The sequence below is a fragment of the Salegentibacter sp. BDJ18 genome (genome assembly GCF_017579965.1).
Taxonomy (GTDB): domain Bacteria; phylum Bacteroidota; class Bacteroidia; order Flavobacteriales; family Flavobacteriaceae; genus Salegentibacter.
Genome location: NZ_JAFLQX010000013.1, coordinates 218,760 through 244,890 on the forward strand (window position 1 = coordinate 218,760; position 26,131 = coordinate 244,890).

26 protein-coding genes are annotated in these 26,131 nt (G+C 36.8%); 21 read left to right on the forward strand and 5 right to left on the reverse strand.

Going from position 1 to position 26,131, the window contains the following annotated elements; translation table 11 throughout:
* Positions 1–48 precede the first annotated feature (48 nt).
* Complete coding sequence (locus J0871_RS08185; protein WP_208224779.1) at positions 49–1,146, forward strand: AMP-binding protein; 1,098 nt, start codon at positions 49–51, stop codon at positions 1,144–1,146.
* 71 nt (positions 1,147–1,217) lie between these two features.
* Here J0871_RS08185 and J0871_RS08190 read toward each other — a convergent pair whose 3' ends face one another.
* On the reverse strand, positions 1,218–2,855 hold the full coding sequence (locus J0871_RS08190; RefSeq protein WP_208224780.1) for a M1 family metallopeptidase: 1,638 nt from the start codon (positions 2,853–2,855) through the stop codon (positions 1,218–1,220).
* Positions 2,856–2,869: 14 nt separating this feature from the next.
* Complete coding sequence (locus J0871_RS08195; RefSeq protein WP_075326057.1) at positions 2,870–4,513, reverse strand: carboxyl transferase domain-containing protein; 1,644 nt, start codon at positions 4,511–4,513, stop codon at positions 2,870–2,872.
* A 176-nt stretch (positions 4,514–4,689) separates the two neighbouring features.
* Here J0871_RS08195 and J0871_RS08200 point away from each other — a divergent pair, with 176 nt between their 5' ends.
* From J0871_RS08200 to ettA, 3 genes are all read left to right on the forward strand, one after another.
* Entirely contained in the window at positions 4,690–4,869 is a 180-nt protein-coding gene (locus J0871_RS08200) for a CAL67264 family membrane protein (protein ID WP_075326058.1), read from the forward strand.
* 9 nt (positions 4,870–4,878) lie between these two features.
* Positions 4,879–5,352 carry a DinB family protein gene (locus J0871_RS08205; protein WP_208224781.1) on the forward strand — a complete coding sequence of 158 codons (474 nt, stop codon included), beginning with the start codon at positions 4,879–4,881 and terminating at the stop codon, positions 5,350–5,352.
* A 65-nt stretch (positions 5,353–5,417) separates the two neighbouring features.
* The gene (gene ettA / locus J0871_RS08210) at positions 5,418–7,109 is read left to right on the forward strand and encodes an energy-dependent translational throttle protein EttA (protein ID WP_075326060.1); all 1,692 of its coding nucleotides are present in this window, start codon (positions 5,418–5,420) and stop codon (positions 7,107–7,109) included.
* A gap of 107 nt (positions 7,110–7,216) precedes the next feature.
* On the opposite strand, the gene J0871_RS08215 is transcribed toward ettA, so the two are convergent.
* Positions 7,217–7,474, reverse strand: a complete 258-nt coding sequence (locus tag J0871_RS08215; RefSeq protein ID WP_037319632.1) for a DUF1456 family protein — start codon at positions 7,472–7,474, stop codon at positions 7,217–7,219.
* 33 nt (positions 7,475–7,507) lie between these two features.
* Positions 7,508–8,797 carry a DUF2254 domain-containing protein gene (locus tag J0871_RS08220; protein WP_208224782.1) on the reverse strand — a complete coding sequence of 430 codons (1,290 nt, stop codon included), beginning with the start codon at positions 8,795–8,797 and terminating at the stop codon, positions 7,508–7,510.
* Between the two features lie 182 nt (positions 8,798–8,979).
* Between J0871_RS08220 and J0871_RS08225 the strand changes: the two genes are divergently transcribed.
* The 3 genes from J0871_RS08225 (at position 8,980) to J0871_RS08235 (ending at position 11,160) form a co-directional block, all read left to right on the forward strand.
* Complete coding sequence (locus J0871_RS08225; protein ID WP_075326062.1) at positions 8,980–9,423, forward strand: Hsp20/alpha crystallin family protein; 444 nt, start codon at positions 8,980–8,982, stop codon at positions 9,421–9,423.
* A 227-nt stretch (positions 9,424–9,650) separates the two neighbouring features.
* Complete coding sequence (locus J0871_RS08230) at positions 9,651–10,337, forward strand: outer membrane beta-barrel protein (RefSeq protein WP_208224784.1); 687 nt, start codon at positions 9,651–9,653, stop codon at positions 10,335–10,337.
* Between the two features lie 136 nt (positions 10,338–10,473).
* Entirely contained in the window at positions 10,474–11,160 is a 687-nt protein-coding gene (locus J0871_RS08235; protein ID WP_208224786.1) for an MCP four helix bundle domain-containing protein, read from the forward strand.
* A 77-nt stretch (positions 11,161–11,237) separates the two neighbouring features.
* On the opposite strand, the gene katG is transcribed toward J0871_RS08235, so the two are convergent.
* Positions 11,238–13,493 carry a catalase/peroxidase HPI gene (katG, locus tag J0871_RS08240; protein ID WP_208224788.1) on the reverse strand — a complete coding sequence of 752 codons (2,256 nt, stop codon included), beginning with the start codon at positions 13,491–13,493 and terminating at the stop codon, positions 11,238–11,240.
* A gap of 317 nt (positions 13,494–13,810) precedes the next feature.
* Between katG and J0871_RS08245 the strand changes: the two genes are divergently transcribed.
* The 14 genes from J0871_RS08245 to J0871_RS08310 all read left to right on the forward strand — a co-directional run bounded on the left by J0871_RS08245 (position 13,811) and on the right by J0871_RS08310 (position 26,129).
* Positions 13,811–14,353: a lipid-binding SYLF domain-containing protein gene (locus J0871_RS08245; RefSeq protein WP_208224790.1), complete on the forward strand. Its 543-nt coding sequence runs from the start codon at positions 13,811–13,813 to the stop codon at positions 14,351–14,353.
* Between the two features lie 159 nt (positions 14,354–14,512).
* Positions 14,513–15,613 (forward strand): HAMP domain-containing sensor histidine kinase, encoded by a 1,101-nt coding sequence (locus tag J0871_RS08250; RefSeq protein WP_075326066.1) that lies wholly within the window; start codon positions 14,513–14,515, stop codon positions 15,611–15,613.
* Between the two features lies 1 nt (position 15,614).
* The gene (locus tag J0871_RS08255; protein WP_208224792.1) at positions 15,615–16,934 is read left to right on the forward strand and encodes a sigma-54 dependent transcriptional regulator; all 1,320 of its coding nucleotides are present in this window, start codon (positions 15,615–15,617) and stop codon (positions 16,932–16,934) included.
* Positions 16,935–17,104: 170 nt separating this feature from the next.
* Entirely contained in the window at positions 17,105–17,269 is a 165-nt protein-coding gene (locus J0871_RS08260; RefSeq protein WP_156858135.1) for a hypothetical protein, read from the forward strand.
* A gap of 12 nt (positions 17,270–17,281) precedes the next feature.
* Positions 17,282–18,562 (forward strand): Glu/Leu/Phe/Val dehydrogenase, encoded by a 1,281-nt coding sequence (locus tag J0871_RS08265; protein ID WP_208224793.1) that lies wholly within the window; start codon positions 17,282–17,284, stop codon positions 18,560–18,562.
* 17 nt (positions 18,563–18,579) lie between these two features.
* Complete coding sequence (locus tag J0871_RS08270) at positions 18,580–18,993, forward strand: GreA/GreB family elongation factor (protein WP_208224794.1); 414 nt, start codon at positions 18,580–18,582, stop codon at positions 18,991–18,993.
* A 6-nt stretch (positions 18,994–18,999) separates the two neighbouring features.
* Positions 19,000–19,416 carry a hypothetical protein gene (locus tag J0871_RS08275; protein WP_208224795.1) on the forward strand — a complete coding sequence of 139 codons (417 nt, stop codon included), beginning with the start codon at positions 19,000–19,002 and terminating at the stop codon, positions 19,414–19,416.
* Positions 19,417–19,709: 293 nt separating this feature from the next.
* Entirely contained in the window at positions 19,710–20,225 is a 516-nt protein-coding gene (locus J0871_RS08280; RefSeq protein ID WP_208224796.1) for a cytochrome c, read from the forward strand.
* 68 nt (positions 20,226–20,293) lie between these two features.
* Positions 20,294–22,261, forward strand: coding sequence for a Sec-dependent nitrous-oxide reductase (gene nosZ, locus J0871_RS08285; protein WP_208224797.1), 1,968 nt, complete (start codon positions 20,294–20,296; stop codon positions 22,259–22,261).
* 130 nt (positions 22,262–22,391) lie between these two features.
* Positions 22,392–23,006 (forward strand): hypothetical protein, encoded by a 615-nt coding sequence (locus tag J0871_RS08290; protein ID WP_208224798.1) that lies wholly within the window; start codon positions 22,392–22,394, stop codon positions 23,004–23,006.
* Complete coding sequence (locus J0871_RS08295; protein ID WP_208224799.1) at positions 23,006–23,410, forward strand: nitrous oxide reductase accessory protein NosL; 405 nt, start codon at positions 23,006–23,008, stop codon at positions 23,408–23,410. The genes J0871_RS08290 and J0871_RS08295 overlap by 1 nt, the downstream gene beginning before the upstream one ends.
* Before the next feature lie 6 nt (positions 23,411–23,416).
* The gene (locus J0871_RS08300; protein WP_208224800.1) at positions 23,417–24,652 is read left to right on the forward strand and encodes a nitrous oxide reductase family maturation protein NosD; all 1,236 of its coding nucleotides are present in this window, start codon (positions 23,417–23,419) and stop codon (positions 24,650–24,652) included.
* Entirely contained in the window at positions 24,646–25,341 is a 696-nt protein-coding gene (locus tag J0871_RS08305; protein WP_208224801.1) for an ABC transporter ATP-binding protein, read from the forward strand. Before J0871_RS08300 ends, J0871_RS08305 begins: the two co-directional genes overlap by 7 nt.
* A gap of 5 nt (positions 25,342–25,346) precedes the next feature.
* The gene (locus tag J0871_RS08310) at positions 25,347–26,129 is read left to right on the forward strand and encodes an ABC transporter permease subunit (protein ID WP_208224802.1); all 783 of its coding nucleotides are present in this window, start codon (positions 25,347–25,349) and stop codon (positions 26,127–26,129) included.
* Positions 26,130–26,131 lie beyond the last annotated feature (2 nt).

Consider the following 26,131-nt stretch of genomic DNA (forward strand, 5'->3'; position numbering starts at 1 on the left):
ATTTGCTAACTTTCAATATGGAGAATTGTAACATATTTGGTTTTAAATATGGCAGATAAATACAAAGTACCGGAAACTCATCCCGATTTTAGGCTTAATAAACGTCATTATACCAATGCCGAACTGCATTTAGTGGCCTATAGCTTTATAAAAGAAGGGGAAGCTTTTGAAGAGAAAATAGGAAGCTTTTTATTAGACTGGATAAAACCTTCAAAATATGTTGAGGTAAAAACTTCGGGTTCTACCGGGAAACCAAAAACTATAAGGATTAAAAAAGAGCAGATGATCAACTCTGCCATTGCAACTTCCCGTTTCTTTGATCTCCCCGAGAAAACTACTGCTTTACTATGTTTGCCCGCTACCTATATTGCCGGGAAAATGATGCTGGTTCGGGCTATGGTTTTGGGCTGGCAATTAGATATGGTGCCACCTTCCTCAAATCCTTTAGACCAGGTTTTTAAACGTTACGATTTTTGTGCAATGACACCGTTTCAGCTGGATAACTCGGTTGGGCGCTTGCATCTTATAAAGAAACTTATTGTTGGCGGTGGTGCGGTTTCGCCCAGGCTTCAAAAAATGGTAAAAGAAGTTAGCACCAAGGTTTATGAAACTTATGGAATGACGGAAACCGTTACCCATATTGCCGCAAAAAGGCTAAATCCATCAAAAAACAGGAAAAAATCCCGTCCTTTTAAAGTTTTGCCGAATATTAATATTTCGCAAGATGATAGGGGATGTTTAGTGATTAAAGCTCCTAAACTTTCAGATGAAATAATTACCACTAATGATGTGGTGGAGATTCTTACCTACAAGAAATTTATTTGGAAAGGGAGAATAGATAATGTGATCAATTCTGGCGGAATAAAACTTCATCCAGAACAAATTGAAAAGAAGCTTTCCAAAATTATAGATCAGCGGTTATTTGTAACGGCAATGCCAGATGATTCTTTAGGTGAAAAACTGGTACTTTTTGTTGAAAATGAATTTTCAGAAGATTTTCTGCAAAAACTAGAAAGAGAAATTAATGAATTAAAAAGTCTGGAAAAATACGAGCGGCCTAAAAAAATCTATTTTATAGAAAAATTTGAAGAAACCCATACGGGTAAAATTCATAGAGAAAATACCTTTAAAAGCAAGGTAAATTAATTCCATATATGTATAAAAAAACCTGCAGAATTAAATAATCTGCAGGTTGTTGAATAAACTAATTTTCTTATTTATTTTATATAAACAGAAGTTATATAAAATTCCAGTTCGTTAACTTTTATTTTATCCAGCGCAATATTGTGTTTTAAATTCTGCCACTCGTTTGTAGGATAAATTCTAATTTCATTTCCATCAACCAAAATATCTACCGGCATTTTAAAATCTTCAACATCGGCTATCCATCTTGCCTGGGTTTCACCTTCTTTTTTTCTAAATTCAAGTTTAGGCAAATCAGAATGCCTTAAATATTGATCAAAAATAGGTTGTAAATCTACTTCAGTTTCCTTATTAAAGAAGTTCTCTGTAGTTTCGGTATCTATGATCTGATGTTTGTAGGTTTCGGTATAATTTTTTAGTGTTTTCCACCATAATTCATCGTTATCATAAATGCTGCGAATGGTATTCAATAGATTGGCACCTTTAAAATACATATCTCCAGAGCCTTCGCTATTCACACCATAATCACCAATAATTGTTGCGTTATTCCCGAGTCCGCGGCGCGTGCCTTTTAGATATTCGAGGGCTTCTTCTTTTCCCCAGCGGCACTCCACATAAACAGCTTCGGTATATGAAGTAAAACCTTCGTGAATCCACATATCGGCAATATCTTTCGCGGTAATACTGTTGCCATACCATTCGTGACCCGATTCGTGGATAATGATGTAATCCCATTTCAAACCAATCCCTGTCCCGGAGAGGTCGTTGCCTAAATAACCCATTTTGTATTCATTTCCATAGGCTACTGCACTTTGGTGTTCCATCCCCAGGTAAGGAGTTTCAATTAGTTTGAATCCATCTTCAACAAAAGGATACTCGCCAAACTTTTCATAAAAGCAATCCATCATCGGTTTAACTTCTTTGAATTGCTCTTTAGCTTTTTCCAGGTTGTAAGGCAAAACATAATAATCAAGATCTAGATCCCCGTAGGAATCAGAGAAATGTTTATAATTCGCGATATTGATCATTACATTATAATTATTGATCGGGTTCACAGTTTTCCAGCTCCACTCGGTAAAGCCGTCGCCTAAATCTTTTTCTCCTAAGAATTGCCCATTAGATACATTCATTAACCCATTAGGAACTGCGATATCTAACTGAACTTCTTCAGGCTCATCGCTTTGATGGTCTTTATTTGGATACCAAAGGCTGGCCCCGGTGCCTTGCACGGCAACTCCTATCCAATGATCTCCATTATCATCTTTATCCCACACAAAACCACCATCCCATGGCGCATTTTTTGCTGCGATAGGTTTTCCGGAATAATAAAATTGAATCTCTCCTTTTTCCTTGGCTTTTAGCGTTTCTTCCAAATCGATAAAAACCGCATTGTGTTTACGCTCAAAAACTAAAACTTCGTCATTCTGAAGAATAGAATCCACTTTCATATTTTCAAAAAGATCTATTTGAATGGTAGAAAGATCATCTTCAGCAATAAAACTAATAGTATTTGAACCTGAAATAAACTGCTTTTCGGGTTCAACTTTAAGCTTTAAATGATACTTCTGAACATCGAAAGCACGTTCAGGTCTTAACGATCCTCTAAGTGAATCGGCTTCAGTATAGTTACCTTCTTTGTTGCTTAAAACCTGGGCGCAGGAAGTATTAGATGCGGCAATGAAAACGGCCAGCATTAAAATTAAGTTTTTCATATTTATTTCTGAAATTATGTTTGAATCACTCCTAAATTAAAATCTTTTTCAATAGGCGCGTGGTTGGCGGCTTCAATTCCCATAGAGATCCATTTCCTGGTATCTAAAGGATCTATTACGGCGTCTGTCCATAGACGTGCAGCAGCGTAATAAGGCGAAGTTTGTTCATCATAACGTGATTTTATCGCCTCAAAAACTTCTTTTTCTTTTTCTTCATCAACCTTTTCGCCTTTTTTCTCCATTGCAGCCGTTTCAATTTGCGCTAAAACTTTTGCTGCTTGTGTTCCTCCCATTACTGCAAGCTCGGCACTAGGCCAGGCTGCGATAAGTCTAGGGTCGTAAGCTTTTCCGCACATGGCGTAATTTCCTGCACCATAAGAATTCCCCATGATAATGGTGAATTTAGGCACTACAGAATTACTAACTGCGCTCACCATTTTAGCGCCGTCTTTAATAATGCCGCCGTGTTCACTTTTGCTGCCTACCATAAATCCGGTAACATCCTGAAGGAAAACCAACGGAATTTTTTTCTGGTTGCAATTTGCAATAAAACGAGTTGCTTTATCGGCTGAATCTGAATAGATCACACCGCCAAATTGCATTTCTGTAGGTTTCGTTTTTGATGCCGTAGTTTTTACAATTTTACGCTGATTAGCAACAATACCCACGGCCCAGCCATCTATCCTGGCGTAGCCGGTAATAATGGTTTGCCCGTAACCTTCTTTATATTCTTCAAATTCCGATCCATCTACGAGACGGGAAATTATTTCCCTAACATCATATTGATCGCTTCGTTTTTTAGGTAGAATTCCGTAAATATCTTCCTGTTTTTCTTTTGGTTTAACGGGTTTTTTATGGCTAAATCCGGCTTTATCGAAGTCGCCCATTTTATCCATAATATTTTTAATGCGGGTGAGCGCGTCTTTATCATCTTTCGCTTTATAATCGGTCACCCCGCTAATTTCAGAATGTGTAGTGGCACCACCAAGAGTTTCATTATCTATAGATTCTCCAATTGCAGCTTTTACCAGGTAACTTCCCGCGAGGAAAATACTTCCGGTTTTTTCGACGATAAGTGCTTCATCACTCATAATAGGCAAATATGCGCCACCGGCTACACAGCTTCCCATCACCGCTGCAATTTGAGTAATTCCCATACTGCTCATTACCGCATTATTCCTAAAGATTCTTCCGAAGTGTTCCTTGTCCGGAAAAATTTCATCCTGCATTGGTAAATAAACTCCGGCGCTATCTACAAGATAAATAATTGGCAACCTGTTTTCAATCGCTATTTCCTGCGCTCTTAAGTTTTTCTTTCCGGTTATAGGAAACCATGCTCCTGCTTTTACCGTAGCATCATTGGCAACAACAATACATTGTTTCCCTGAAACATAACCTATCTTAACAACAACACCTCCCGAAGGGCAGCCCCCGTGCTCCTCGTACATTCCTTCGCCAGCAAATGCCCCAATTTCAATAGCATTGGATTTATCGTCTAATAGAAAATCAATACGTTCGCGGGCGGTCATTTTTCCTTTGGCGTGGTGTTTTTCAATGCGCTTTTCACCACCACCGAGCTTTACGCGTTTAAGTTTATGATTTAATGAAGAAACCAGGAGTTTGTTATGGTCTTCATTTTTATTGAATTTCATATTCATATATTATGATTTTTTATTCCTGAAATTAGAAATATCTTCTAAATAGGTAGATATATTATCAAAATTTCAGTAAATTTTAAATTTGCAGCCGTCTTTTGGCTAAAATACAAAATAGCGTGAATTCTAGTTGTGGTTTGGGAATGTAAAATAGCCGATATTTGTATAAAATCTTTAATATGGGAATGAATAAGAATACCATTTTCGCCTGGGCATCTTTTGCTTTGTTCATTATTGGTGCCGCTATTATTTTATTGGGTGTGCTTAAATATCGAGATTACGCCATTGGTTTCTCGGTCACGGGAATTGGATTTTTTGCCATTTCCTGGGCGTTTAACGCATTAAAAGGTAGAATTTAAGTCAATTATATGTCAGATTCCGCAAGTAAAAAACAATTAATTAAGCATTTAGAAGGAGGTGAAGCTTTTATGGCTTTAGAAGACTTTATCGATAAAATTCCTTTTGAAAAATTAGGAGAAAAGCCTTGTAATTTACCCTATTCCTTTTACGAGCTTTTCTATCATATCTCTTATGCTCAAAAGGATATTTTGGAATATACTACTTCTGAAGCTTATAAAACCTCAAAATGGCCCGACGACTATTGGCCGAACGAATCGGCTCCCCCAAGTAAAGAAGACTGGGGAAAATTAAAGAAAGATTATTTTGAAGATAGGGAGCGTTTTAAAAATTTTATTTTAGATGCTGACATTGATTTAAATCTTCCGGTTAAAAACTCTGACAATCATAGCTTACTGCGGGAAGTTATGCTGGTTATAGAACATACGGCCTATCACACCGGGCAAATGTTAATCATCTTGCGCTTACTTGGCCTTTATAAATAATCAAACCGAATTCTGACTTTAATTTCAGATATTTGCAAATCTTAAAATAGCTTAAAAAATTCATTATGGCAGACGATAAAAAAGTGATCTTTTCAATGTCTGGGGTTACCAAGACTTATAAAAATGCGAATACCCCGGTTTTGAAAAATATATACCTTAGTTTTTTCTACGGTGCAAAAATTGGGATTCTTGGTTTAAATGGTTCGGGTAAATCTACTTTACTTAGAATCATCGCCGGCGAAGATAAAAATTACCAGGGCGATGTGGTTTTCTCTCCTGGCTATTCCGTTGGTTACCTTGAGCAGGAACCAAAGGTAGATGAAGATAAAACCGTACTGGAAGTGGTAAAAGAAGGAGTCGCCGAAACGGTGGCCATTCTTGATGAGTACAATAAAATTAACGACCAGTTTGGATTGCCCGAGGTTTATGAAGATGCCGATAAGATGCAGAAGCTTATGGATAAGCAGGCTGCGCTTCAGGATAAAATTGATTCTTCTAACGCCTGGGAACTCGATACAAAACTGGAAATTGCAATGGACGCTTTAAGAACTCCTGAAGCCGATAAAAAGATTTCGGTGCTTTCAGGAGGGGAAAGAAGGCGTGTGGCGCTTTGTAGACTCTTGCTTCAGGAGCCAGATATTTTACTCCTGGATGAGCCAACTAACCACTTAGATGCTGAATCTGTACATTGGTTAGAGCATCATTTGGCCCAGTATAAAGGGACCGTTATCGCTGTAACTCACGACCGTTATTTCCTTGATAACGTAGCCGGTTGGATTTTAGAACTGGACAGGGGCGAAGGTATCCCATGGAAGGGAAATTATTCTTCCTGGTTAGACCAGAAGTCTAAACGTATGGCGCAGGAACAAAAACAAGCCAGTAAGCGTCAAAAAACCTTAGAACGAGAATTGGAATGGTCTAAAATGAATCCGAAAGGACGTCAGGCCAAGCAAAAAGCGCGTTTAAATAATTATGATAAGTTGTTGAGCCAGGATCAAAAGCAAATGGATGAGCAGCTGGAAATTTATATTCCTAACGGTCCAAGGTTGGGAACCAATGTGATTGAAGCCAATGGAGTGAGTAAAGCTTTTGGGGATAAATTGCTTTATGAAGATTTAAATTTTAAACTTCCGCAGGCTGGAATTGTTGGGGTAATTGGACCCAACGGTGCTGGTAAAACCACGATTTTTAAAATGATTATGGGCGAAGAAGAGCCTGATAAAGGAAGTTTTGAAGTTGGTGAAACCGCAAAGATAGCTTATGTAGACCAGGCGCATTCTAATATTGATCCCGAAAAAACTATTTGGCAGAACTTTAGCGATGAGCAGGAGTTGGTTATGATGGGCGGTCGCCAAGTAAATTCAAGAGCTTATCTAAGCCGATTTAACTTTAGCGGAAGTGAACAAAATAAGAAAGTAAATATGCTTTCTGGTGGAGAAAGAAACCGACTTCATTTGGCGATGACGTTAAAAGAGGAAGGAAACGTTCTACTACTCGATGAGCCTACTAATGATTTAGATGTAAATACGCTGCGAGCGCTGGAAGAAGGTTTAGAGAATTTTGCCGGTTGCGCAGTAGTTATTTCCCACGACCGTTGGTTCCTGGACAGAATTTGTACACATATCCTGGCTTTTGAAGGAGATTCTCAAGTCTATTTCTTTGAAGGAAGCTTCTCTGATTACGAAGAGAACAAGAAAAAACGTTTGGGTGGAGATATTATGCCTAAACGTATTAAGTATAAGAAGTTGGTGAGATAATTTTTTTAATCTCGCAGAAAAAAACGTCAACCTGTCCCGAAGCTTCGAGACAGGTTGACGTAAGCTAAAAAACCTCACAGATTTAAAAACCTGTGAGGTTTTTTATGCTATTCTTTCTCTGGTTTCTTTTCTTTCTTAGGTGGCATAGGGCCGCGAAGGTGGATTATGAGTCCGTTTAGGAAATTCCGAAGAAATTGATCGCCGCACTCTACGTATTTTGGATGGTCTTCGGCTCTAAATATTGCACCTAATTCACTTTTAGTTACTTTAAAATCTACCAAAGCGCAAATTTTTACAATATCGTCGTCTCGTAATTTATGAGCGACTCTTAATTTTTTAAAAATATCGTTGTTTGTTAATCCCATAGCGCAAATTTAGCTTTTTCCTGAGTTTTGCTTTTAACTTTTCAGGTTTAATTGTTTTTCAATTGCGTTTATTTTTTTGAGATCCGCCTCATTCTTAATTACAGACTTTGCATCGCCAAACAGGTTTTTAGCTTCAATATCTAATACTTCATAATATTTTGCGTTAACTGCTTTTTGAGATTTCAGATAATAAAAAAGCATGCCCAGTTTTTGAATAATAATTATATCGTGTTTGCAATATGCTCTTATAGGCGCTAAAACCTGGTATAAAAGTTCTTCAAAATCTACACTTCTCATCTTGATTAAAACTTTTTTATCTGCCTTTAAAAATTGCCTATCTTGTTTTTGCATTCGTAAAGCCAAAAGTTCGGCTAAATAATCCAGCGCGTTAAGGGCGGTTCCGGGATCGTTAATTCCGGGAGACATGGCTTTTACAATAACCTCGGTAATTTGTTTAAATGCGAGTACATAATTGGTGTTTACTAACTCCCCGCGGGCAAGGTTAAAATTAGCAAGTACTTTTTTTAATGTTTCGTCGTCTAATTTTTCTTTTGATTTTAAAAGCGGAATTCCCTTTAAAATAAAAATTCCTTTTACAAGAAGAATTTCAAACTGGGTGTCTTTTTCGTTACAGATATCTAATAAATTATCCGAAGATAAATTCTGAAAATACCCACTTTTTTCAGAATGGTACTCGTACCATTCTTTCGTGTCAGGGAATTCCTGATCTTCGTTTTCTTCAGTTTTTAGCAGAAAATTTAAACGTGTTTTTGCCTGTCTAAAAATGCGATCCAGGATATTGTTAATCTGTATGCTTTGCGAAATATTATGAATAAAATAAATAAAGGCACCAATACAAATCACGGTAAAAATAATTCCGACTAATACCGAAAAACCTGGGGTTTGATAAGAGTCTCCTTCGGGCTGGATAGAAACCGCCACGAAAATACAGTAGAGTATAGTGGCCAGGTAGATTCCTAAAATAACCTGATGATTTTTATCAGAAATAAGTCCGGGAAGCAACCGGGGAGAATAATTACTCGCCGCCTGATTTAATAGTACCATCACCATAGAAAAGCTAAAAACCATCATAGAAATAAGGCCGGTAATGCAGGCGGTTAATATGCTAAGTGCGGTGTTGCCATTATCTACCACCAGCATTGGGATATGATCTAAAAGATACCTGGATACACCCTGATTTTCAATATAAATAAGCGCGAAAGCTATTAGGAAACCAAAAATTGCAAAAACACTGGGATAAAAAGCAATTTTACTTTGCAGGTTGGAAAGGAGAATATAAATGCGATTGAAAAAATACTTCATTTAATTTTATTGGAAAGTTACTCAAAAGTCAATAGAAATAAGCTTCTTTAATTTAATTGACAAATTGTCTGTTTAATTATGAATAAAAATGCCAAAAAGGCATAAAATTAAGATTGGAATTTAAATTGCTAATAATTTATCAGAAATAATAAAAAATAAAGTCTAACAAAAACATAAAAGCTATGAGTTTAATTAAAAGAAATGAGGCCAATTGGCTGCCATCGGTTTTTGACGATATGTTTAAAACCGATTGGTTAGGAGGAACTACAAATGTTAACAGTATAGGAACCAGTATTCCTGCTGTAAACATTCAGGAAACCGAAGACAACTTTAGCGTTGAAGTTGCTGCACCGGGTAAAACTAAAGAAGATTTTAATATTGAGCTAGACAACGATGTATTAACCATTTCTTCTGAAGAGAAAAAAGAAAATGAAACTTCAGAAAAAAATGGAAGGTACACCAGGAAGGAATTTAGCTATAGTACCTTTAAAAGAGCTTTTAGTTTACCAGATTCAGTAGACAGTGAGAAAATTTCTGCTTCTTATAAAGATGGGGTTCTTATTATAGAACTGCCAAAGCGGGAAGAAGCTAAAGTACAGGCTAAACGAATGATTGAGATTGCGTAATTTAGATAATTAGTTTGATTAGTTAAAAAAACGTCCCTAGCCGGACGTTTTTTTTATGTTGATTATTTAGGTATTTAAAGTTTCTTTAAATCGGGTCTTATTATATTTATATGGAGGATATATACGCAATTGAATTTTTATGCGTTAAAAAGAAACCGGGAACTCTATTATTATTTTAGATAATTGATATATTTACCCGCGAAGAACAGACCTATAAATCTATTTTTATGAACAGATATTTTCTACTGATTATTATTAGCATTTTTTGCGTGTCTTTTATTCAGGCCCAGAAGTATAGTTTTGGGATAAAAGGTGGTGGTAATTATGTGATGGGAGGCGAATTAACCGGACTTGATTCTGGGGAAGGATTTAACTCAGATACCTTTAATGCTGAATCGCAGTTTGGTTTTCACGCCGGTATATTTTTTGAATTGAATTTCGAGAAATTCTTCGTTCGTCCTGAAGTAATTTACAATTCTATGGAAACTGTATTTCCCTTTCCAAATCAGAATTCTACCTATGCTGTAGAAAAATTAAGTATTCCATTATTATTTGGTTATAATATATGGGGACCTGTAGATGTTTATGCCGGACCTGCATACCAGAATATAATGAATTCCAGTTTAGAAGGTACAGAACCTATTAATCAAACGATTGTAGTACAGAATACTCCACTCGCAGCTCAGGCCGGAATTAAAGTTGGATTTGGAAGGTTTGAAATTGATTTACGCTATGATAGAAGTTTAGCTTCAGCAGAAACTCAGACCATTGATATTAATAATGGGGATTACGGTGTAAACCGGGCAGAATTTACAGATACCAGGTTAAATCAATTTCTACTTAGCCTTAGTTTTAAAATAGGCGATAGCGAATCTAATACCGGGCGAAGACGAGGTGGAGGATGTTATTTCTAACCGAAAAGTAAAAAGTGAATATAGAGCCTTAATTGTTAATTTTTCAATTAAGGCTTTTTTTATGAGCATAATCATAATATAAATGGCTTAAAATCACTAAATTGATAGTTATATTTGCATGCCTAAATTTATTGAAATGAAAGACCTCTATTCCATAAAGCCGAAAAAACGCAAACGTCTTATTTTATTGTTAAGTGCTTTTTTTGCGCTCTTGTTAATTACCGAATTTATTGAGAAAAGGAGTTTGAAAAGCATAGATCAGGATTTTTCTTCGCTTTATCAGGATCGTCTTCTACCTGCATCCCAAATTTATGAGCTTTCTGAAATTCTCCATGAGAAAAGAATGCTTTTTGAAGATATTAAGCACAATGGAGACTATAATGCGGCCTTCAATTTAAACGAAATTAAGACGTATAATTCAAAAATGGATCAGGTTTTACAAGATTATAGTCAAACCTATTTAGTAGAGCGGGAAAAGGTTTACTTTGAAGATTTTCAGAAGCATTATAAAGAATACCTGGTTTTGGAAAACACCATTCTTGAAAATTTAAGGGAAGAAGATTTTACTACTGCCAGTTATCTTATTAATAAAAATGCAAACGATTATTTTAAAGTTTTAAACCTGGATTTGCATAATATTGCCAGCATTCAACCGGAAGTAGGACAACAATTAATGGCACATTATAAATCCAGTTCGGGAATCACTTCATTACTCTACTATTTTAAAATAGCATTAACCATTTTAATCGGTGTTTTTGTACTTCGTCTTTTAGGTTTAGAAAAGCTATTACGTCAACCCAAACAGCAATTTGAGCTGAATTAATATTGAAAAAATTCAAAAAAAAATAAACCCCATAATTTGATAATTATGGGGTTAAATTATTACCTGATTTTTAGTTATTAAATATCAAAACGATCTAAGTTCATAACCTTATCCCAGGCTTTCACAAAGTCTTTTACAAACTTCTCCTGTGAGTCGTCACACCCGTATACTTCTGCTAAAGCACGAAGCTCAGAATTTGATCCAAAAATAAGATCTACTCTTGTGCCGGTCCACTTCACTTTTTTACTGGTACGGTCGCTTCCTTCGAATTCGGTTTGAGAATCTGATGTTGCTTTCCAGGTAGTTCGCATATCCAGAATGTTCTTAAAGAAATCGTTGGTTAGCTGCCCTGGACGATCTGTAAAAACCCCATGTTTAGAGCCGTCAAAGTTTGTATTTAAAACACGCATACCTCCAACTAAAACAGTCATTTCTGGTGGGGTTAAGCTTAATAGCTGAGCTCTGTCTACAAGCATTTCTTCAGCCGAAGCTGAAATATTATCCCTGTTTCTCGCATAATTTCGGAAACCGTCGGCATTAGGTTCTAAGGGTTCAAAAGCTTCCACATCGGTTTGCTCTGCCGTAGCATCTGTACGTCCCGGGGTAAATGGGACCCCAATATCAAAACCGGCATCTGCTGCAGCTTTCTTAATAGCCACGCAGCCTCCAAGTACAATAAGATCTGCAAGGGAAACCTTTTTGTTTCCGGTTTGCGCATCATTAAATTCTTTTTGAATATTTTCGAGCTTGGTGATTACCTGTTGCAATTGTGGCGGATTGTTAACCTCCCAATGTCTTTGTGGTTCAAGCCTAATACGAGCACCATTTGCACCACCTCTTTTATCTGAATTTCGAAAAGTAGAGGCCGATCCCCAGGCGGTAGATACCAACTGCGATACCGTTAAACCTGAATTAAGGATTTTTTTCTTAAGTTCAGCTACGTCTTTATCATTAATTAATTCGTGATCTACTTTTGGTACAGGATCTTGCCAAATAAGCTCTTCTGAAGGAACTTCAGGGCCCAAATAGCGCGAAAGTGGTCCCATATCACGGTGGGTTAATTTATACCAGGCTTTAGAAAATGCTTCTGCAAATTCTTTAGGATTCTCGTAAAAATTTCTGGAAATCTTCTCGTATGCCTCATCTTCCTTTAGAGATAAATCGGTAGTAAGCATAAAGGGAGCGTGACTTTTAGAAGGATCGTGTGCATCTGGAATTGTACCGGCACCGACATTATCTTTTGGTTTCCATTGGTAAGCGCCACCCGGTCCTTTAATGCATTCCCAGTCATATTTAAATAGATTGTCAAAGAAGCTGTTGCTCCATTTGGTAGGGGTATTGGTCCAGGCTCCTTCTATTCCACTGGTAATGGTATCTTCAGCATTTCCTTTTCCCATACTATTTTTCCAGCCTAATCCCATTTCTTCAATAGCGCTGCCTGCAGGTTCTGCACCAACATATTGCTCGGCGTCTCCGGCACCGTGAGTTTTTCCAAAAGTGTGGCCTCCGGCTATAAGTGCAACTGTTTCATAATCGTTCATCGCCATGCGTCCAAAAGTTTCACGAATATCTTTGGCTGCTGCAACCGGATCGGGATTTCCGTTAGGTCCTTCCGGATTTACGTAGATAAGCCCCATGTGGGAAGCTCCTAACGGACTTTCCAATTCGTTATTTTCAGAATATCTTTCTTTATTTCCCAGCCATTCACCTTCAGAACCCCAATAGATGTCTTCTTCCGGTTCCCAAATGTCTTCGCGGCCACCACCAAATCCAAAGGTTTCTAATCCCATAGATTCCAGGGCGCAGTTTCCGGTAAGGATCATAAGATCTGCCCAGGAAATTTTTCTTCCATATTTTTCTTTAATTGGCCATAGTAAAAGTCGGGCTTTATCCAGGTTAGCATTATCTGGCCAGCTATTTAATGGGGCAAATCGCTGTGAACCAGAACTGGCACCGCCGCGACCATCACCTATACGGTAGGTTCCGGCACTATGCCAGGCCATACGTATAAAGAAAGGACCATAATGACCATAATCTGCCGGCCACCATTCCTGGGAATCTTCCATTAACTTAAAAATATCTTTCTTTACAGCTTTTAGGTCCAGACTTTTAAATTCTTCTGCATAATTAAAATCTTCGTCCATAGGAGTGGACAAATTGGAATGCTGTCTTAAAATTGAAAGGTTTAATTGGTTAGGCCACCAGTCGCGGTTAGAGGTTCCGCTACCTGCAGTTTTATCAAGTGCGCCACCCATAAACGGGCAACGGCTGGATTCGTTTACTTCCCATACCTTATGATTATCGGGATGGTTTCTGTGATCGTTTTTTTCCATAATTTGGAGAGTTTTAAAGGATTAATAAGATAAAAATACTATAATTATTTCCTATGGAAATTTATTCTTCATATTAAATAACTATAGTGGTTATAGTTAAAACTATAATATAGTGAAAAATGCCGAACCTTTTTTTAACCTAAAAAATTTCTGCTTTTAACACCTCTATTCAAATTATTCTATTTAAAAACACTGGATTTTAATTTTCTTTAACTCTTGGTGCTAAAAAGCTAATGTTAAGCAAAATAACAATCGATTAACAATCTTTGTTTATGGATATGGCTAATTTCAAAAGGAAACCAAAAACTAATGAAGAAATGAAAACACTAACCAACAATTTTTACAAACCAGTATTTGTATTTGCACTTTTGCTTTTTGCAAGCTGTGGAAGTATGCAAAATACTGAAGATGATCTTAGAAGTGATGCTAGTGATGCAAGAAATGAAATTAGGCAGAATCATACTAACGCCTCTGAGTTGCTAAATAGCTCTGCCGGTTACGCTATTTTTCCAAACGTGGGAAAGGGAGCTTATGTAATTGGAGGAGCTTCCGGTAATGGCGTTGTTTATAAAAACAATACTATTATAGGATATGCAGACCTTAAACAGGTGGATATTGGCTTGCAGGCTGGAGGAAAGGCTTTTATTGAAGTGCTTTTCTTTGAAACCGATGCCGATCTGGAAAGATTTAAAGAAGGAGATTACGAGCTTTCTGCAAATGCATCTGCCGTAATACTTGATAAAGGAGCTTCTCAAAGTATTGATTTTCAAGACGGAGTTGCCGTAGTTACCATTCCAAAAGGTGGTGCAATGGCAGGAGTTTCTGTAGGAGGGCAGCGTTTTTCCTTTCAACCTAGATAGAAAATAATTATTTGTAAATATGAAAGCGGCTCTAAAGGCCGCTTTTTTGTTTTATACCCTAATATTTAAAAGGTATTTTTACTTAACTACATCAAACTTAACCCAAATTAATTTAGCTTAAGAAATCCCCTTATCTTTGCTAAAAGAACCCTGTTTAAGATGATACCTGAAAGTATTTCTGTAGAAGAGAAATTGCAAGAGCGAATTAAAGAACTCTCCTGTCTTTATCAGGTTTCATCGGCAATAAGGGAGTTTGAGGGTTCTTATGAAGCTACTTTAGAGTCTATTGTAAAAATTCTTAAAAATGCCTGGCGTTTTCCAGAATTGGCTACTGTAGAGATACAATGTGAATCGTATCATTTAAGTTCTAACCCGATTCCAAAAGAAGGTTATTCTCAAAAAAGTATTATTAAAATTTCAGAGAATGAAATAGGTTTCATAAAAGTACATTACCCGGCATCAGACTTATCTAAAGCGCATTTTTTGGTGGAAGAACAGCGACTTTTAGATAAAATAGCCGATGAAATTGCGCTGTTTTTTGAACGCCAAAATATTAAAATACAGGAAGAGCATTTAAAACAAACAGCTGCAAGAAATGACCGGTTGGCTATTCTAGGAGAAATTACCGCGGGAATAGCGCACGAGCTTAATACTCCGTTAGGTAATATTTTAGGTTTTGCTGAATTTATTGAAGAAAAAACAGCTGAAAAGCAAACAAAACGAGATGCGCAAAAGATCCTTAATTCAGCAATTTATTCCAGGGAAGTTGTAAAAAAACTTATGTTTTTCTCCTGTGATATGCCGCAAGATATTAAAAAGATTAAGGTAAAACCCATTATTACCCAGGCGCTTTCGCTTTTAAAACCTAATTTTAAAAAAGCTAATATTCGGTTTAAATTTAATATTCAGGATCCTGCTTTAAAAGCCCAGGTAGACCCTATACAATTAACCCAGGTGTTTTTTAATTTAGTGATTAATGCGATTTATTATTCTCCGGAAAATTCCAAAATTGTTATTTCCATTAATAATAACGAAACACATTATACTATTGAAATTGCCGATGAAGGAAAAGGAATTGCTCCTGAAGTGAAAGATAAAATTTTTGAACCTTTTTATACTACAAAACCACTGGGAGAAGGTTCCGGTCTTGGATTAAGTGTGGTTCATGGTATAATTAAAAGTCATAAAGGAGAAATTAGCATTGCCGATAACATTCCAAAAGGAACTATTTTTAAAATAAAATTACCATTGAATTTCTAATATGTCTATACGCAAAGAAAACTTACTTATAGTAGATGACGATTATGATATGCTTGAAGTCCTGGACCGCCACCTAAAACAGGAGAATTACCATACTTACAAGGCGGGTTCGGTGATGGAAGCTATAGATATTTTAAAGCACAGCAGTATAGATTTATTGATTACCGATTTACAAATGCCGGGAATGAATGGAATGGAATTGGTGAAATATGTAGACGATCATTATCCGGAAATTCCTAAACTGGTAATTACCGGTTATCCTTCTATAGATAATGCACTTACCGCAATAAAATCTGGGGCTTTAGATTATTTGCCTAAACCATTTACTAAAAACGAGTTACTTACTTCAGTTAAAAAATCTTTAGTTAACCGTACATCAACGAAAAAAACCGCTTCTTCACCCGAAATTAGAAATAATTATGGCGGAATGGTTGGCTCTTCAGCAAAATTTGAAGAGTTGGTAGATATTATAGAAAGAGTGAAAAATAACCGTGCTACAATTTTAATAAGAGGAGAGAGTGGTACCGGGAAAGAACTGGTGGCGCGGGCAATTCATTATAAAGGTTCTTTTGCTCAAAATCCATTTATTGCGGTAAACTGTGGTGCTATTCCCGAGAATTTACTGGAATCAGAATTATTTGGTTCTACTAAAGGTGCTTATACAGGTGCTTCAGAAACCCGCGAAGGTTACTTCCAGGCGGCTGATGGCGGTACTATTTTTTTAGATGAAATTGGAACTGCCTCATTGGCGGTTCAGGTTAGATTATTACGCGTACTTCAGGAAAAAGAAGTGAGAAAACTGGGCGGTAGAAATTCAGAAAAAATCCAGGTTCGGGTAATTGCTGCAACAAACAGCGATTTACGAGAAATGGTAGAAAAGGGAACTTTTAGGGAAGATCTTTATTATCGTTTAAATGTGGTAGATATTCTTACGCCGCCTTTACGGGAAAGAAAAGAAGATATTGTTCCCCTTGCAAAAACTTTTCTGGATAAATACCAGCGGGATTATGGCAAAACCGGTTTAAAATTATCAGATAAAACTGTTGAGATTTTAAAGCGTTACAATTGGCCGGGGAATATTAGGGAATTAGAAAACGTGATTCAACGAGCCATAATTATGAGTGAAGATGAAATTCTTCCGCAAGACCTACCTGCTTCAGTAAAATACCAGGTCCCGGCTGTAGATGAAGAATTAGTTGCCTTAAAAGAAGTAGAAAAAAAGCATATTTTAAAAGTTCTTGCAGCGGTAGATCAAAACAAATCTAAAGCAGCAGAAATCCTTCAAATAGACCGTAAAACCTTACGAGAAAAGATTAAATAAGCTGCGGGTAATTATCTCCCACCCGGGTAATTTCTTTCCAACACAGAAAATAATAGGAATTCAATTTTACTTCTTTGAGTCCTGATAATCAATACTTTAAAATATATATTCTCATTTTTTAATTTTTTGGGCACAGCTTTAGCTTCAGTGTATTCCAAAATACAGATTCTATGAATATAGTTGAAATGGAAAGACCGGCAGTTTTGGAAGAAAGTGAAAAGGAACTGGAGCATGCAGGTAGCGAACTCTTTAAAACGCTTTGCTTTAATTGCGATTTAAGGCACCACTGCAGCTGGAAAGATAACAGAAAAATGTATTGTGAACATTTTCAATAAAATTATAAAAGAATGATAGCAACAAAGTCAATGCCCAAACAAAGTATGTATGATACGGTTATTAAACAGTTTAATAAAACAGCCGATATCATAGATCTAAATCCAAATATTAAGAAAATACTTGAAATTACCAATAACGAGATCGTGGTACATTTTCCCGTGAAAATGGATAATGGTAAAGTAGAGATTTTTACCGGTTACCGGGTTCAGCATAATAATGCCCTGGGACCATATAAAGGCGGCTTACGTTACCACCCAACGGTAGATGTAGATGCAGCCAAAGCTCTGGCCATGTGGATGACCTGGAAAACCTCATTAGCAGGTTTACCTTATGGCGGAGCTAAAGGAGGAATCCAAATAGATCCCCGTAATTATTCTGATGCAGAACTGGAACGTATTACCCGTAGGTTTACCTATGCATTAGGGGAAAATATAGGGCCGGAACATGATATTCCTGCGCCAGATGTAAACACCAATGCGCAAACTATGGCCTGGATTGCAGATACTTATATGTCTACAATCTCTACTTCAGAACGTTCGCAAAATCAGCACGTGGTAACCGGAAAACCGGTAGGCTCTGGCGGTTTGGAAGGCCGTGATCGTGCTACTGGTTTTGGAGTGTATTTAACCACTAAAGAACTTGTAAAATCTCGTGGAGAATCTTTAAAAGATAAAACCTTTATTGTACAGGGATTCGGAAATGTAGGCTACTGGGCTTCAAAATTCTTAATTGAAGACGGCGCTAAAATGATTGCTGTACAGGATGCTCACGCCACATTGTATAATGAAGAAGGAATTTCAGTAGAAAAATTATTTGAACATTCAAGTCCTAGAAAAGGATCTATCCAGGGCTTTACTGAAGCAAACGAAATGAATCCTGAAGATTTCTTTGGCCTGGAATGCGATATTCTAATTCCTGCTGCTCTTGGTAATCAGATTACCGGCGATAATGCTTTCAAAATAAAAGCTTCAATAGTTGCTGAAGGTGCTAATGGACCTACAAACGAAGAAGGTGAAGCGATTCTTTTAGAGAAAGGAATCACCATTATTCCAGATATTTTATGTAATTCTGGAGGTGTGATTGGTAGTTATTTTGAATGGCTGCAAAACAGAAATGGTGAATTATGGGAACTCGATGAAGTGATGCAGAAATTAGAGAAAAAATTGCTTCAGGTGTTTAAGAAAGTTGAAAAAGAAGTTGAAGAACGAAAAACCGACTGGCGAACTGCGGCTTATATTCTGGCTATTTCCAGGATTGAGACGGCCTATAACCAGCGAGGTATTTTTCCTTAATTAATTGTTGTGAAGAAATGAAATATGATGTCATTATAATTGAAAAGGTAGAATATGAGCTTTTAAAACGTATAGTTTCCATGGCGCAATATTATAAAGATAGTACCTACCGTGCGTCTATAGAAAAGCTAAAGAACGAACTTGAATTTGCTAAAATTGTGAGTGAAAAAAATATGCCCGAAGATGTGGTGAGATTCAACTCTAAAGTTGAAATAGCTACTCCTTTTGGTATTAATAGAACATACCAAATTGTTACTCCAGATCATAGCAATATTAAAGAAAATAAGATTTCTATTCTTGCTCCTATGGGTCTGGCATTATTTGGCTATGCCCAGGGAGATAAGGTAGAATGGGAATTCCCAACCGGTAAGAACGCTATTAATATTATAAAAGTAGAACAGATGGTAAGGGAAATGAAAATGCAAAAATAAAGGAAGATGAGGGAAAAATTTCAGGAACATCATAATGATGAGGAAATACAAATTTTAAGTATCCAAACTGAAGCAGAAGACTGGGAAGAACACCTAATTTATATAAGTGAAGAAATTAATTTCTTCAGCAATATTTTAAAATCAGGCTTAAAAGAAACTATTAAGGTAGAAATAAACCAGGAAGATGCTTCTTACTTAAAGAAACAACTGGAGTTAATAAATAAAGCCAATGAGTTTCATTTAACCACCTTCTTTGATTATAAAAATAAACTGGAGGGATTAAAAGAATGTGACGATGTGCAGTGTGAAAACTTTTATTTAAAAGATCACCTGGTTTTTAAAACCACACTTAGAAAACATTTTAAAGATTTTCGACAGCTTAAAGTTTTAATATTTAAATTCTTAAAAGTTAGTTTCAACTAGTTTTTAAATTTGACTGTGTTTGGTTGACTAATGTGGGGCGATTTTTAATCGCCCCTTTTTTGTTTTTAAAAATGAATAGTAGCCTCTACTACGCAGAATTAGATTCATTTTAAATTACAGAAATATTTTATTAAAAATTACTGTAAATCTTCACTCCATATATTTGATGTAAATATCCTATTAACAGTGGTTTAAGTAGTTCTGTTTCAGTTAATCCCCTTCCTTATGATTGGGGTCATAAAATAAGATTGACTTCTCGGGTAATTTTACCACCGAAATCAAAATCTATAACTATGAAATTAATTGTAAAAATAGGATTGGCTGTAGCCCTGGTATTTTCTTTTGCGGCTTGTGGCAATTCTGAAAAAGACGAAAAAGAAAGCCTACGCCTGGACGATTACTCTTCACAACCAAAAGAAAAAGAAATTGAAACCAAAGAAGCTGCCGCAGATTCGGGAGACGATTTATCTAATAAAGGAATTGGCCCGGTAAAATCTTTGGAATTGCCAGAAAGCATTAATTCTGATATGGCAGCCAATGGAGCCAATATCTTTAAGAATATGTGTTCTGCCTGCCATAAAATGGATAAGAAATTTGTTGGTCCGGCTATAGAAGGTGTAACCGAAAGAAGATCGCCAGAATGGATTATGAATATGATTCTTAATCCCGAAGAGATGATTAAAAAAGATCCTATCGCCAAAAGATTAATGGTAGAGTCTAATATGGCAATTATGGCCAATCAGGGACTGGAAGAAGACCAGGCCAGGGCTATTGTAGAATATTTTAGACAGTATGATGCCGAAAACTGATGATACTCATAAAAACCTATAAACCTACACTTTAGTTTTGAACCATATTTGAAATAATACCTAATCATATGAAAACAATCACAAATTTTATCGCCGTATTTGCACTTGCCGCAATCTTTACATCCTGTAACCAGAATGATGAAGGAGGGAAATCGGGTGCTATGGCTTCCAGTGCTGCAGAAAAAGTTTATGTTAGCCCTGGAGAACACGACGAATACTACGCTTTCCTTTCTGGAGGTTACAGTGGGAACCTAACCGTTTACGGGCTTCCGTCTGGAAGAATGCTTAAAGAAATCCCTGTATTTTCTCAGTTTCCTACCAATGGGTATGGTTATTCTGAAGAAACTAAAGATATGCTAAAAACCTCGTTTGGTATGGTGCCGTGGGGAGATTCTCACCACCCCGATATTTCCCAAACTAACGGGGAAATAGATGGAAGGTGGATTTTTATAAATGAGAACAACACCCCCAGAATTGCCAGGATAAGCCTGGAAACATTCGAAACCGAAGAGATTATTGAAATCCCACATAGTGCGGGTAACCACTCTTCTTCTTATGTTACCGAAAACACCGAATATGTGGTGGCCGGTACACGATTTTCAGTGCCTTATCCTCAAAAAGACATGCCTATAGATGAAATGAAAGGAAATTTTAGAGGACCTTTAACTTTTATCGCAGTAGGCGATGACGGCCATATGGAAATTGATTTTCAAATAGATATGCCCGGTTTTAATTATGATCTTTCTCACCCCGGTCGCGGCGAATCTCACGGCTGGTTCTTCTTTACCACTTATAATACCGAAGAATCACATACTATGCAGGAAGTAAATGCTTCGCAAAATGATAAGGATTTTATTGCTGCAGTTAACTGGAAGAAAATAAGCGAATATGTAGAAAATGGAGGCGGGGAGACTATGGATGCCGAATATGTGCATAATGTGTTTGACCACGATACTCAAACTACTATTTCTACCACCAAAAACGAAGTGCTTAGAGTAGATCCTCGTGATATACCCGGTGCAGTATATTTTATGCCAACTCCCAAATCTCCTCACGGTTGTGATGTAGATCCTTCAGGACAATATATTATTGGTAACGGAAAACTTTCCAGTGACCTTACCGTGCATTCATTCAGTAAAATGCTTGATGCTATTGAAAATGAAGAATTTGATGGAGATGCTTACGGAATTCCAGTACTTAATTTTGAGTCTACCTTAGCCGGAACCGTTAAGGAAGCAGGTTTAGGCCCATTGCACACTGAATTTGATGATAAAGGAAATGCTTATACTACATTCTTTATCTCTTCTGAAGTTGTAAAATGGAAATTAGATACCTGGGAAGTTGTAGATAGACAGCCAAGTTATTACTCTGTAGGTCACTTAATGATTTCTGGAGGAAACTCAAGAAAACCAGATGGAAAATATATGATTTCCTTAAACAAAATTACCAAAGACAGGTATTTACCAACCGGCCCCGAGCTAGAACACTCTGCGCAGTTGTTTGATATTTCAGGTGATAAAATGGAGTTGTTACTTGATTTTCCAACACACGGTGAGCCGCACTACGCAGCTGCCATTAAAGCCGATAAAATCAAAGAAAATTCAAAAAAGATTTATCGTTTAGATGAAAATAATCACAAGTATGCTGCTGTTAATGAAAGTGAAACCAAAATGGTTCGTGAGGGCAATGAAGTTCACGTGTATATGACCACGGTAAGAAGCCACTTTGCGCCAGATAACCTAGAAGGTATTCACGTGGGAGATAAAGTATATTTCCACGTAACCAACTTAGAGCAGGATTTTGATGTACCGCACGGTTTCGCAGTAATTGGAGCTAATACTTCAGAGCTTTTAATAATGCCAGGACAAACAAAAACCATTACGTGGGAACCTAAGAAACCCGGTGTATGGCCATTCTATTGTACCGATTTCTGTTCTGCACTTCACCAGGAAATGCAGGGTTACATAAGAGTTTCTGCAGAAGGAGCTAATACTCCTATGAAATGGGGCTTAGATGACGAATATACAAGTAACTAGTTAAAGGTTGTTTTTAGATTGAAAAAGGAGGGTGGCGGCCAGTTGTTTGCGCCCTCCTTTATTTTTTAAAAGCTTTCTAAGACAATACTTTTTTATAGCCTCCCAAATCTATTTAATAATACATAAGCATATGAAACGTTCTGCAATTTTAATGATATTGGGCTCACTTCTCTTGTTAGGCCTGTTTTATTTTCCTTTATGGAATATTCAACTTGGCGCACCCCAATACCCCGATCCTATGGGAATGGATATTTTTATTAGCGGGATAGAAGGAGAAGAAGAATTTGATATTCAGAATATAGACGGGGTAAATCATTATATAGGAATGAAGAAAATTCCAAAGCCGGCTGAAATGTGGGAGTTCCGGGTTTTTCCCATAGTCATTGCGGGTATGGCGATATTAGGAGTTCTATTAGGTGCTTTAGGATTTTTTAAAAAAATCCCCGCTTCCTGGTTTTTAGGTTGGTTTATCTTAATGCTAGTTCTTGGTTTGCTGGGAATGTACGATTTCAATAACTGGTTGTTAGATTATGGTACAGATCTGGATCCTAAGGCCATTATAAAATTAACCGATTCTGAAGGCAACCCTATAAACTATAAACCACCATTATTCGGTACACAAAAAATTCTGAACTTTACGGCTCATTCGTATCCCAGAACCGGTGCTTACCTTATGTTTATTGGAATGTCATTAACTTTGGTAGCCTGGTGGATTCGTAAAAAAGCTTTAAAAACCCTGAAATAATGAAATTTTCATTTTACATATTAGCCATAGTCTTTGTTTTTTCGGCCTGTAGTTTTGAGCCAGAACCAATTAAGTATGGTAAAGACCATTGCCACTTTTGTCAAATGACGATTGTAGAGCGGGCTTACTCGGCCCAGCTGGTAACAGATAAGGGTAAACAGTATAAATACGATGCTATAGAATGCCTGGTGAATGATATGAACCAGAGAGAATACCAAACTTCTTTTCTTTTAGTTTCTAATTACGATAAACCCGGCAAAATGCTACCGGTTTCTGATGCCGGCTTTGTACAAAATGATAGTTTACGAAGCCCAATGGGAGCTAACCTTGCCGCTGTGAAAAAAGAAAGCCGTGATAGCAAAGAACTTCAGGACTGGGAAGAATTGAAAAATAATTTTAAGTAATTTACCATGAAAGCTGTGCTCTTCATCTTCCTTTCTTTTATTAGTTTCAGCTTTTACGCTACAGAAATTACGGTTTGTGAAACCTGTGAAATCAAATCGATTAAAAACGCGGTTGAAGTTGCGAAATCTGGGGACACCATTAGGGTGAAACCCGGTGTTTACAAGGAAAATGATATTGTTATAAGTGATAAATCTTTAACCCTAATAGGTGAAGATTTCCCGGTTATTGATGCTGAAATGCAAGGTACGGCAATTAGTTTTAGGGCTGATGCATTTACAATTGAAGGCTTCAAAATCATCAATATAGGCAGAAGTCATACCAGCGATTTTTCCGCAATTTTAGTCAGTAATTCCACTAATTTTGAAGTTAAGAATAACCGTTTTGATAATATTTTCTTCGGAATTTTAATAGAACGTTCTAATAACGGGCGTATAGTGGGTAACCAGGTGACCGGTAAAGCAACGAGCCAGGCTCATTCCGGCAATGCTATTCATCTTTGGAAAACTTCAGAAATGCATATTGAAGATAATCACCTGGAAGGCGTTCGCGACGGAATTTATCTGGAATTTACAGACGATACCGAAATTATAAATAATGTATGTAAGAATAATTTAAGATACGGGCTGCATTTTATGTTTTCTGATGGCAATAACTATTCCGGGAATCTTTTTGAAAACAATGGAGCAGGAGTAGCGGTAATGTATTCAAAAGAAATTTTAATGTACCGTAATACTTTTAAAAACAACTGGGGAAGCGCTTCTTACGGTTTGTTGCTAAAAGACATAACAGATTCTGAATTAAAACAGAATACTTTTGAAGAAAACACCGTTGGCATTAGCGCCGATAATACCAACCGGATAAATTATATAGAAAACGATTTTAAAAGTAACGGCTATGCTGTAAAAATTAGAGGTGGCTGCTACAATAATGTTTTTAAGCGAAATAATTTTTTATATAATTCTTTTGATTTAACCTATACTGGGCATAGTAACGGGAATACTTTTAACGGGAATTATTGGAGCAATTATTCCGGCTACGATCTTGATAAAAACAATTTTGGAGATATCCCTTACAGGCCGGTGAGTTTATTTTCTTATTTAGTAGATAAAACGCCTGAAAGTATTGTGATGCTTAGGAGCCTGTTTATAGACTTAATTGAATTTTCAGAAAAAGTTTCTCCCATTTTTACACCGGCCAATGTGCTGGACGAACAACCTTATATTAGAAAAATACAATGGTAACGGTAACAAATCTTCATAAACGTTTTGGATCCCAAAAGGTTTTAAACGGCCTCAACCTGGAGACCAATGTCCCGGGAATAATTGCGGTGCTTGGTCCCAATGGTTCGGGAAAAACCACGCTTATTAAAAGCTTGCTGGGTATGGTAATTCCGCAAAAAGGAGAAATCGCTGTAAATGGTAAGAAAATTCGCCGGCAAAGTGACTACCGGCAGGAGATTGATTATCTACCGCAAATTGCCAATTTCCCCGGCAACCTTACCGTAAAAGAATTGATTGGAATGATCAAAGATCTAAGGGGAAAACCTGCCCGGGATAAAGAACTAATTGCTTTTTTTGGTATAGAAAATTTCCTGGATAAAAAACTGAGTAAACTCTCTGGTGGTACCCGCCAAAAAGTGAATATCGTACTGTGTTTTATGTTTGACAGTCCGTTGATAATTTTAGATGAACCTACCTCAGGGCTGGATCCTGCTTCTTTAATTAAACTCAGAGAGTTATTGCAAAAGGAAAAAGCAGCCGGAAAAACAATAATTATTACTTCTCATATTATGAATTTCGTAGAAGAAACGGCTGATAGAATTTTATTCCTGTTAGAAGGCGTAATTTATTTTAACGGTAGTATTACCGAGCTAAAAACACAAACCGGTCAGGATGATCTTGAACACGCTATTGCCCAAATTTTAACCTAAGCCTTATGTTTAAAATTCTTAAATACAGTTTTTTTGATCTTTTTAGAAGTCGGTGGAGCTTTGTTTATTTCTTCTTCTATCTGTTATTAGGTTTGGTATTATTGTTTTTAAACAACGACCTTTCTAATGCGATCATTACCTTAATGAATGTTATTATTGTTTTGGTACCGCTTATTGGAACCATTTTTGGAATTATGTATTTTTATAATTCCCGGGAATTTACCGAGCTGCTCCTGGCGCAACCCATAGCCCGAAAACATATTTTTTTAGGGCAATATTTAGGCGTGGCAATATCGTTGGCTCTTAGCCTGGTTTTAGGGTTGGGAATTCCTTTTATAATTTATGGCTTATTTGAATCTTCAGCCATTTGGGATTTCCTTTCTTTATTGGTAGTTGGTTCTTTTCTTACTTTTATTTTTACCGCACTTTCCTTTGGAATTGCTCTTAGGTTTGAGAATAAGATTAAAGGTTTCGGGATGGCAATTTTAATGTGGCTTTTCCTGGCAATTATTTACGACGGAATTTTCCTTTTACTTTTAATGTACCTCCAGGAATATCCTTTAGAAGATTTTGCGTTGGCTGCAAGTGTACTAAATCCTATAGATTTAAGCCGAACCTTAATTTTACTAAAATTAGATATTTCAGCACTTTTAGGATATACCGGTGCAGTGTTTAAATCATTTTTTGGTACAACTAAAGGGAGTATTATAAGTTTTGGTGTGTTGCTGGCCTGGGTAATTCTACCGGTTTGGGGAATGCTGAGCCTGGCTTCAAAAAAAGATTTTTAAAC

What these genes read in the sequence shown, in the direction of transcription:
- J0871_RS08185 (WP_208224779.1), top strand. Translation starts at nt 49, where the DNA reads ATGGCAGATAAATACAAAGTACCGGAAACTCATCCCGATTTTAGGCTT.
- J0871_RS08190 (WP_208224780.1), bottom strand. Translation starts at nt 2,855, where the DNA reads ATGAAAAACTTAATTTTAATGCTGGCCGTTTTCATTGCCGCATCTAAT.
- J0871_RS08195 (WP_075326057.1), bottom strand. Translation starts at nt 4,513, where the DNA reads ATGAATATGAAATTCAATAAAAATGAAGACCATAACAAACTCCTGGTT.
- J0871_RS08200 (WP_075326058.1), top strand. Translation starts at nt 4,690, where the DNA reads ATGGGAATGAATAAGAATACCATTTTCGCCTGGGCATCTTTTGCTTTG.
- J0871_RS08205 (WP_208224781.1), top strand. Translation starts at nt 4,879, where the DNA reads ATGTCAGATTCCGCAAGTAAAAAACAATTAATTAAGCATTTAGAAGGA.
- ettA (WP_075326060.1), top strand. Translation starts at nt 5,418, where the DNA reads ATGGCAGACGATAAAAAAGTGATCTTTTCAATGTCTGGGGTTACCAAG.
- J0871_RS08215 (WP_037319632.1), bottom strand. Translation starts at nt 7,474, where the DNA reads ATGGGATTAACAAACAACGATATTTTTAAAAAATTAAGAGTCGCTCAT.
- J0871_RS08220 (WP_208224782.1), bottom strand. Translation starts at nt 8,797, where the DNA reads ATGAAGTATTTTTTCAATCGCATTTATATTCTCCTTTCCAACCTGCAA.
- J0871_RS08225 (WP_075326062.1), top strand. Translation starts at nt 8,980, where the DNA reads ATGAGTTTAATTAAAAGAAATGAGGCCAATTGGCTGCCATCGGTTTTT.
- J0871_RS08230 (WP_208224784.1), top strand. Translation starts at nt 9,651, where the DNA reads ATGAACAGATATTTTCTACTGATTATTATTAGCATTTTTTGCGTGTCT.
- J0871_RS08235 (WP_208224786.1), top strand. Translation starts at nt 10,474, where the DNA reads ATGAAAGACCTCTATTCCATAAAGCCGAAAAAACGCAAACGTCTTATT.
- katG (WP_208224788.1), bottom strand. Translation starts at nt 13,493, where the DNA reads ATGGAAAAAAACGATCACAGAAACCATCCCGATAATCATAAGGTATGG.
- J0871_RS08245 (WP_208224790.1), top strand. Translation starts at nt 13,811, where the DNA reads ATGAAAACACTAACCAACAATTTTTACAAACCAGTATTTGTATTTGCA.
- J0871_RS08250 (WP_075326066.1), top strand. Translation starts at nt 14,513, where the DNA reads ATGATACCTGAAAGTATTTCTGTAGAAGAGAAATTGCAAGAGCGAATT.
- J0871_RS08255 (WP_208224792.1), top strand. Translation starts at nt 15,615, where the DNA reads ATGTCTATACGCAAAGAAAACTTACTTATAGTAGATGACGATTATGAT.
- J0871_RS08260 (WP_156858135.1), top strand. Translation starts at nt 17,105, where the DNA reads ATGAATATAGTTGAAATGGAAAGACCGGCAGTTTTGGAAGAAAGTGAA.
- J0871_RS08265 (WP_208224793.1), top strand. Translation starts at nt 17,282, where the DNA reads ATGATAGCAACAAAGTCAATGCCCAAACAAAGTATGTATGATACGGTT.
- J0871_RS08270 (WP_208224794.1), top strand. Translation starts at nt 18,580, where the DNA reads ATGAAATATGATGTCATTATAATTGAAAAGGTAGAATATGAGCTTTTA.
- J0871_RS08275 (WP_208224795.1), top strand. Translation starts at nt 19,000, where the DNA reads ATGAGGGAAAAATTTCAGGAACATCATAATGATGAGGAAATACAAATT.
- J0871_RS08280 (WP_208224796.1), top strand. Translation starts at nt 19,710, where the DNA reads ATGAAATTAATTGTAAAAATAGGATTGGCTGTAGCCCTGGTATTTTCT.
- nosZ (WP_208224797.1), top strand. Translation starts at nt 20,294, where the DNA reads ATGAAAACAATCACAAATTTTATCGCCGTATTTGCACTTGCCGCAATC.
- J0871_RS08290 (WP_208224798.1), top strand. Translation starts at nt 22,392, where the DNA reads ATGAAACGTTCTGCAATTTTAATGATATTGGGCTCACTTCTCTTGTTA.
- J0871_RS08295 (WP_208224799.1), top strand. Translation starts at nt 23,006, where the DNA reads ATGAAATTTTCATTTTACATATTAGCCATAGTCTTTGTTTTTTCGGCC.
- J0871_RS08300 (WP_208224800.1), top strand. Translation starts at nt 23,417, where the DNA reads ATGAAAGCTGTGCTCTTCATCTTCCTTTCTTTTATTAGTTTCAGCTTT.
- J0871_RS08305 (WP_208224801.1), top strand. Translation starts at nt 24,646, where the DNA reads ATGGTAACGGTAACAAATCTTCATAAACGTTTTGGATCCCAAAAGGTT.
- J0871_RS08310 (WP_208224802.1), top strand. Translation starts at nt 25,347, where the DNA reads ATGTTTAAAATTCTTAAATACAGTTTTTTTGATCTTTTTAGAAGTCGG.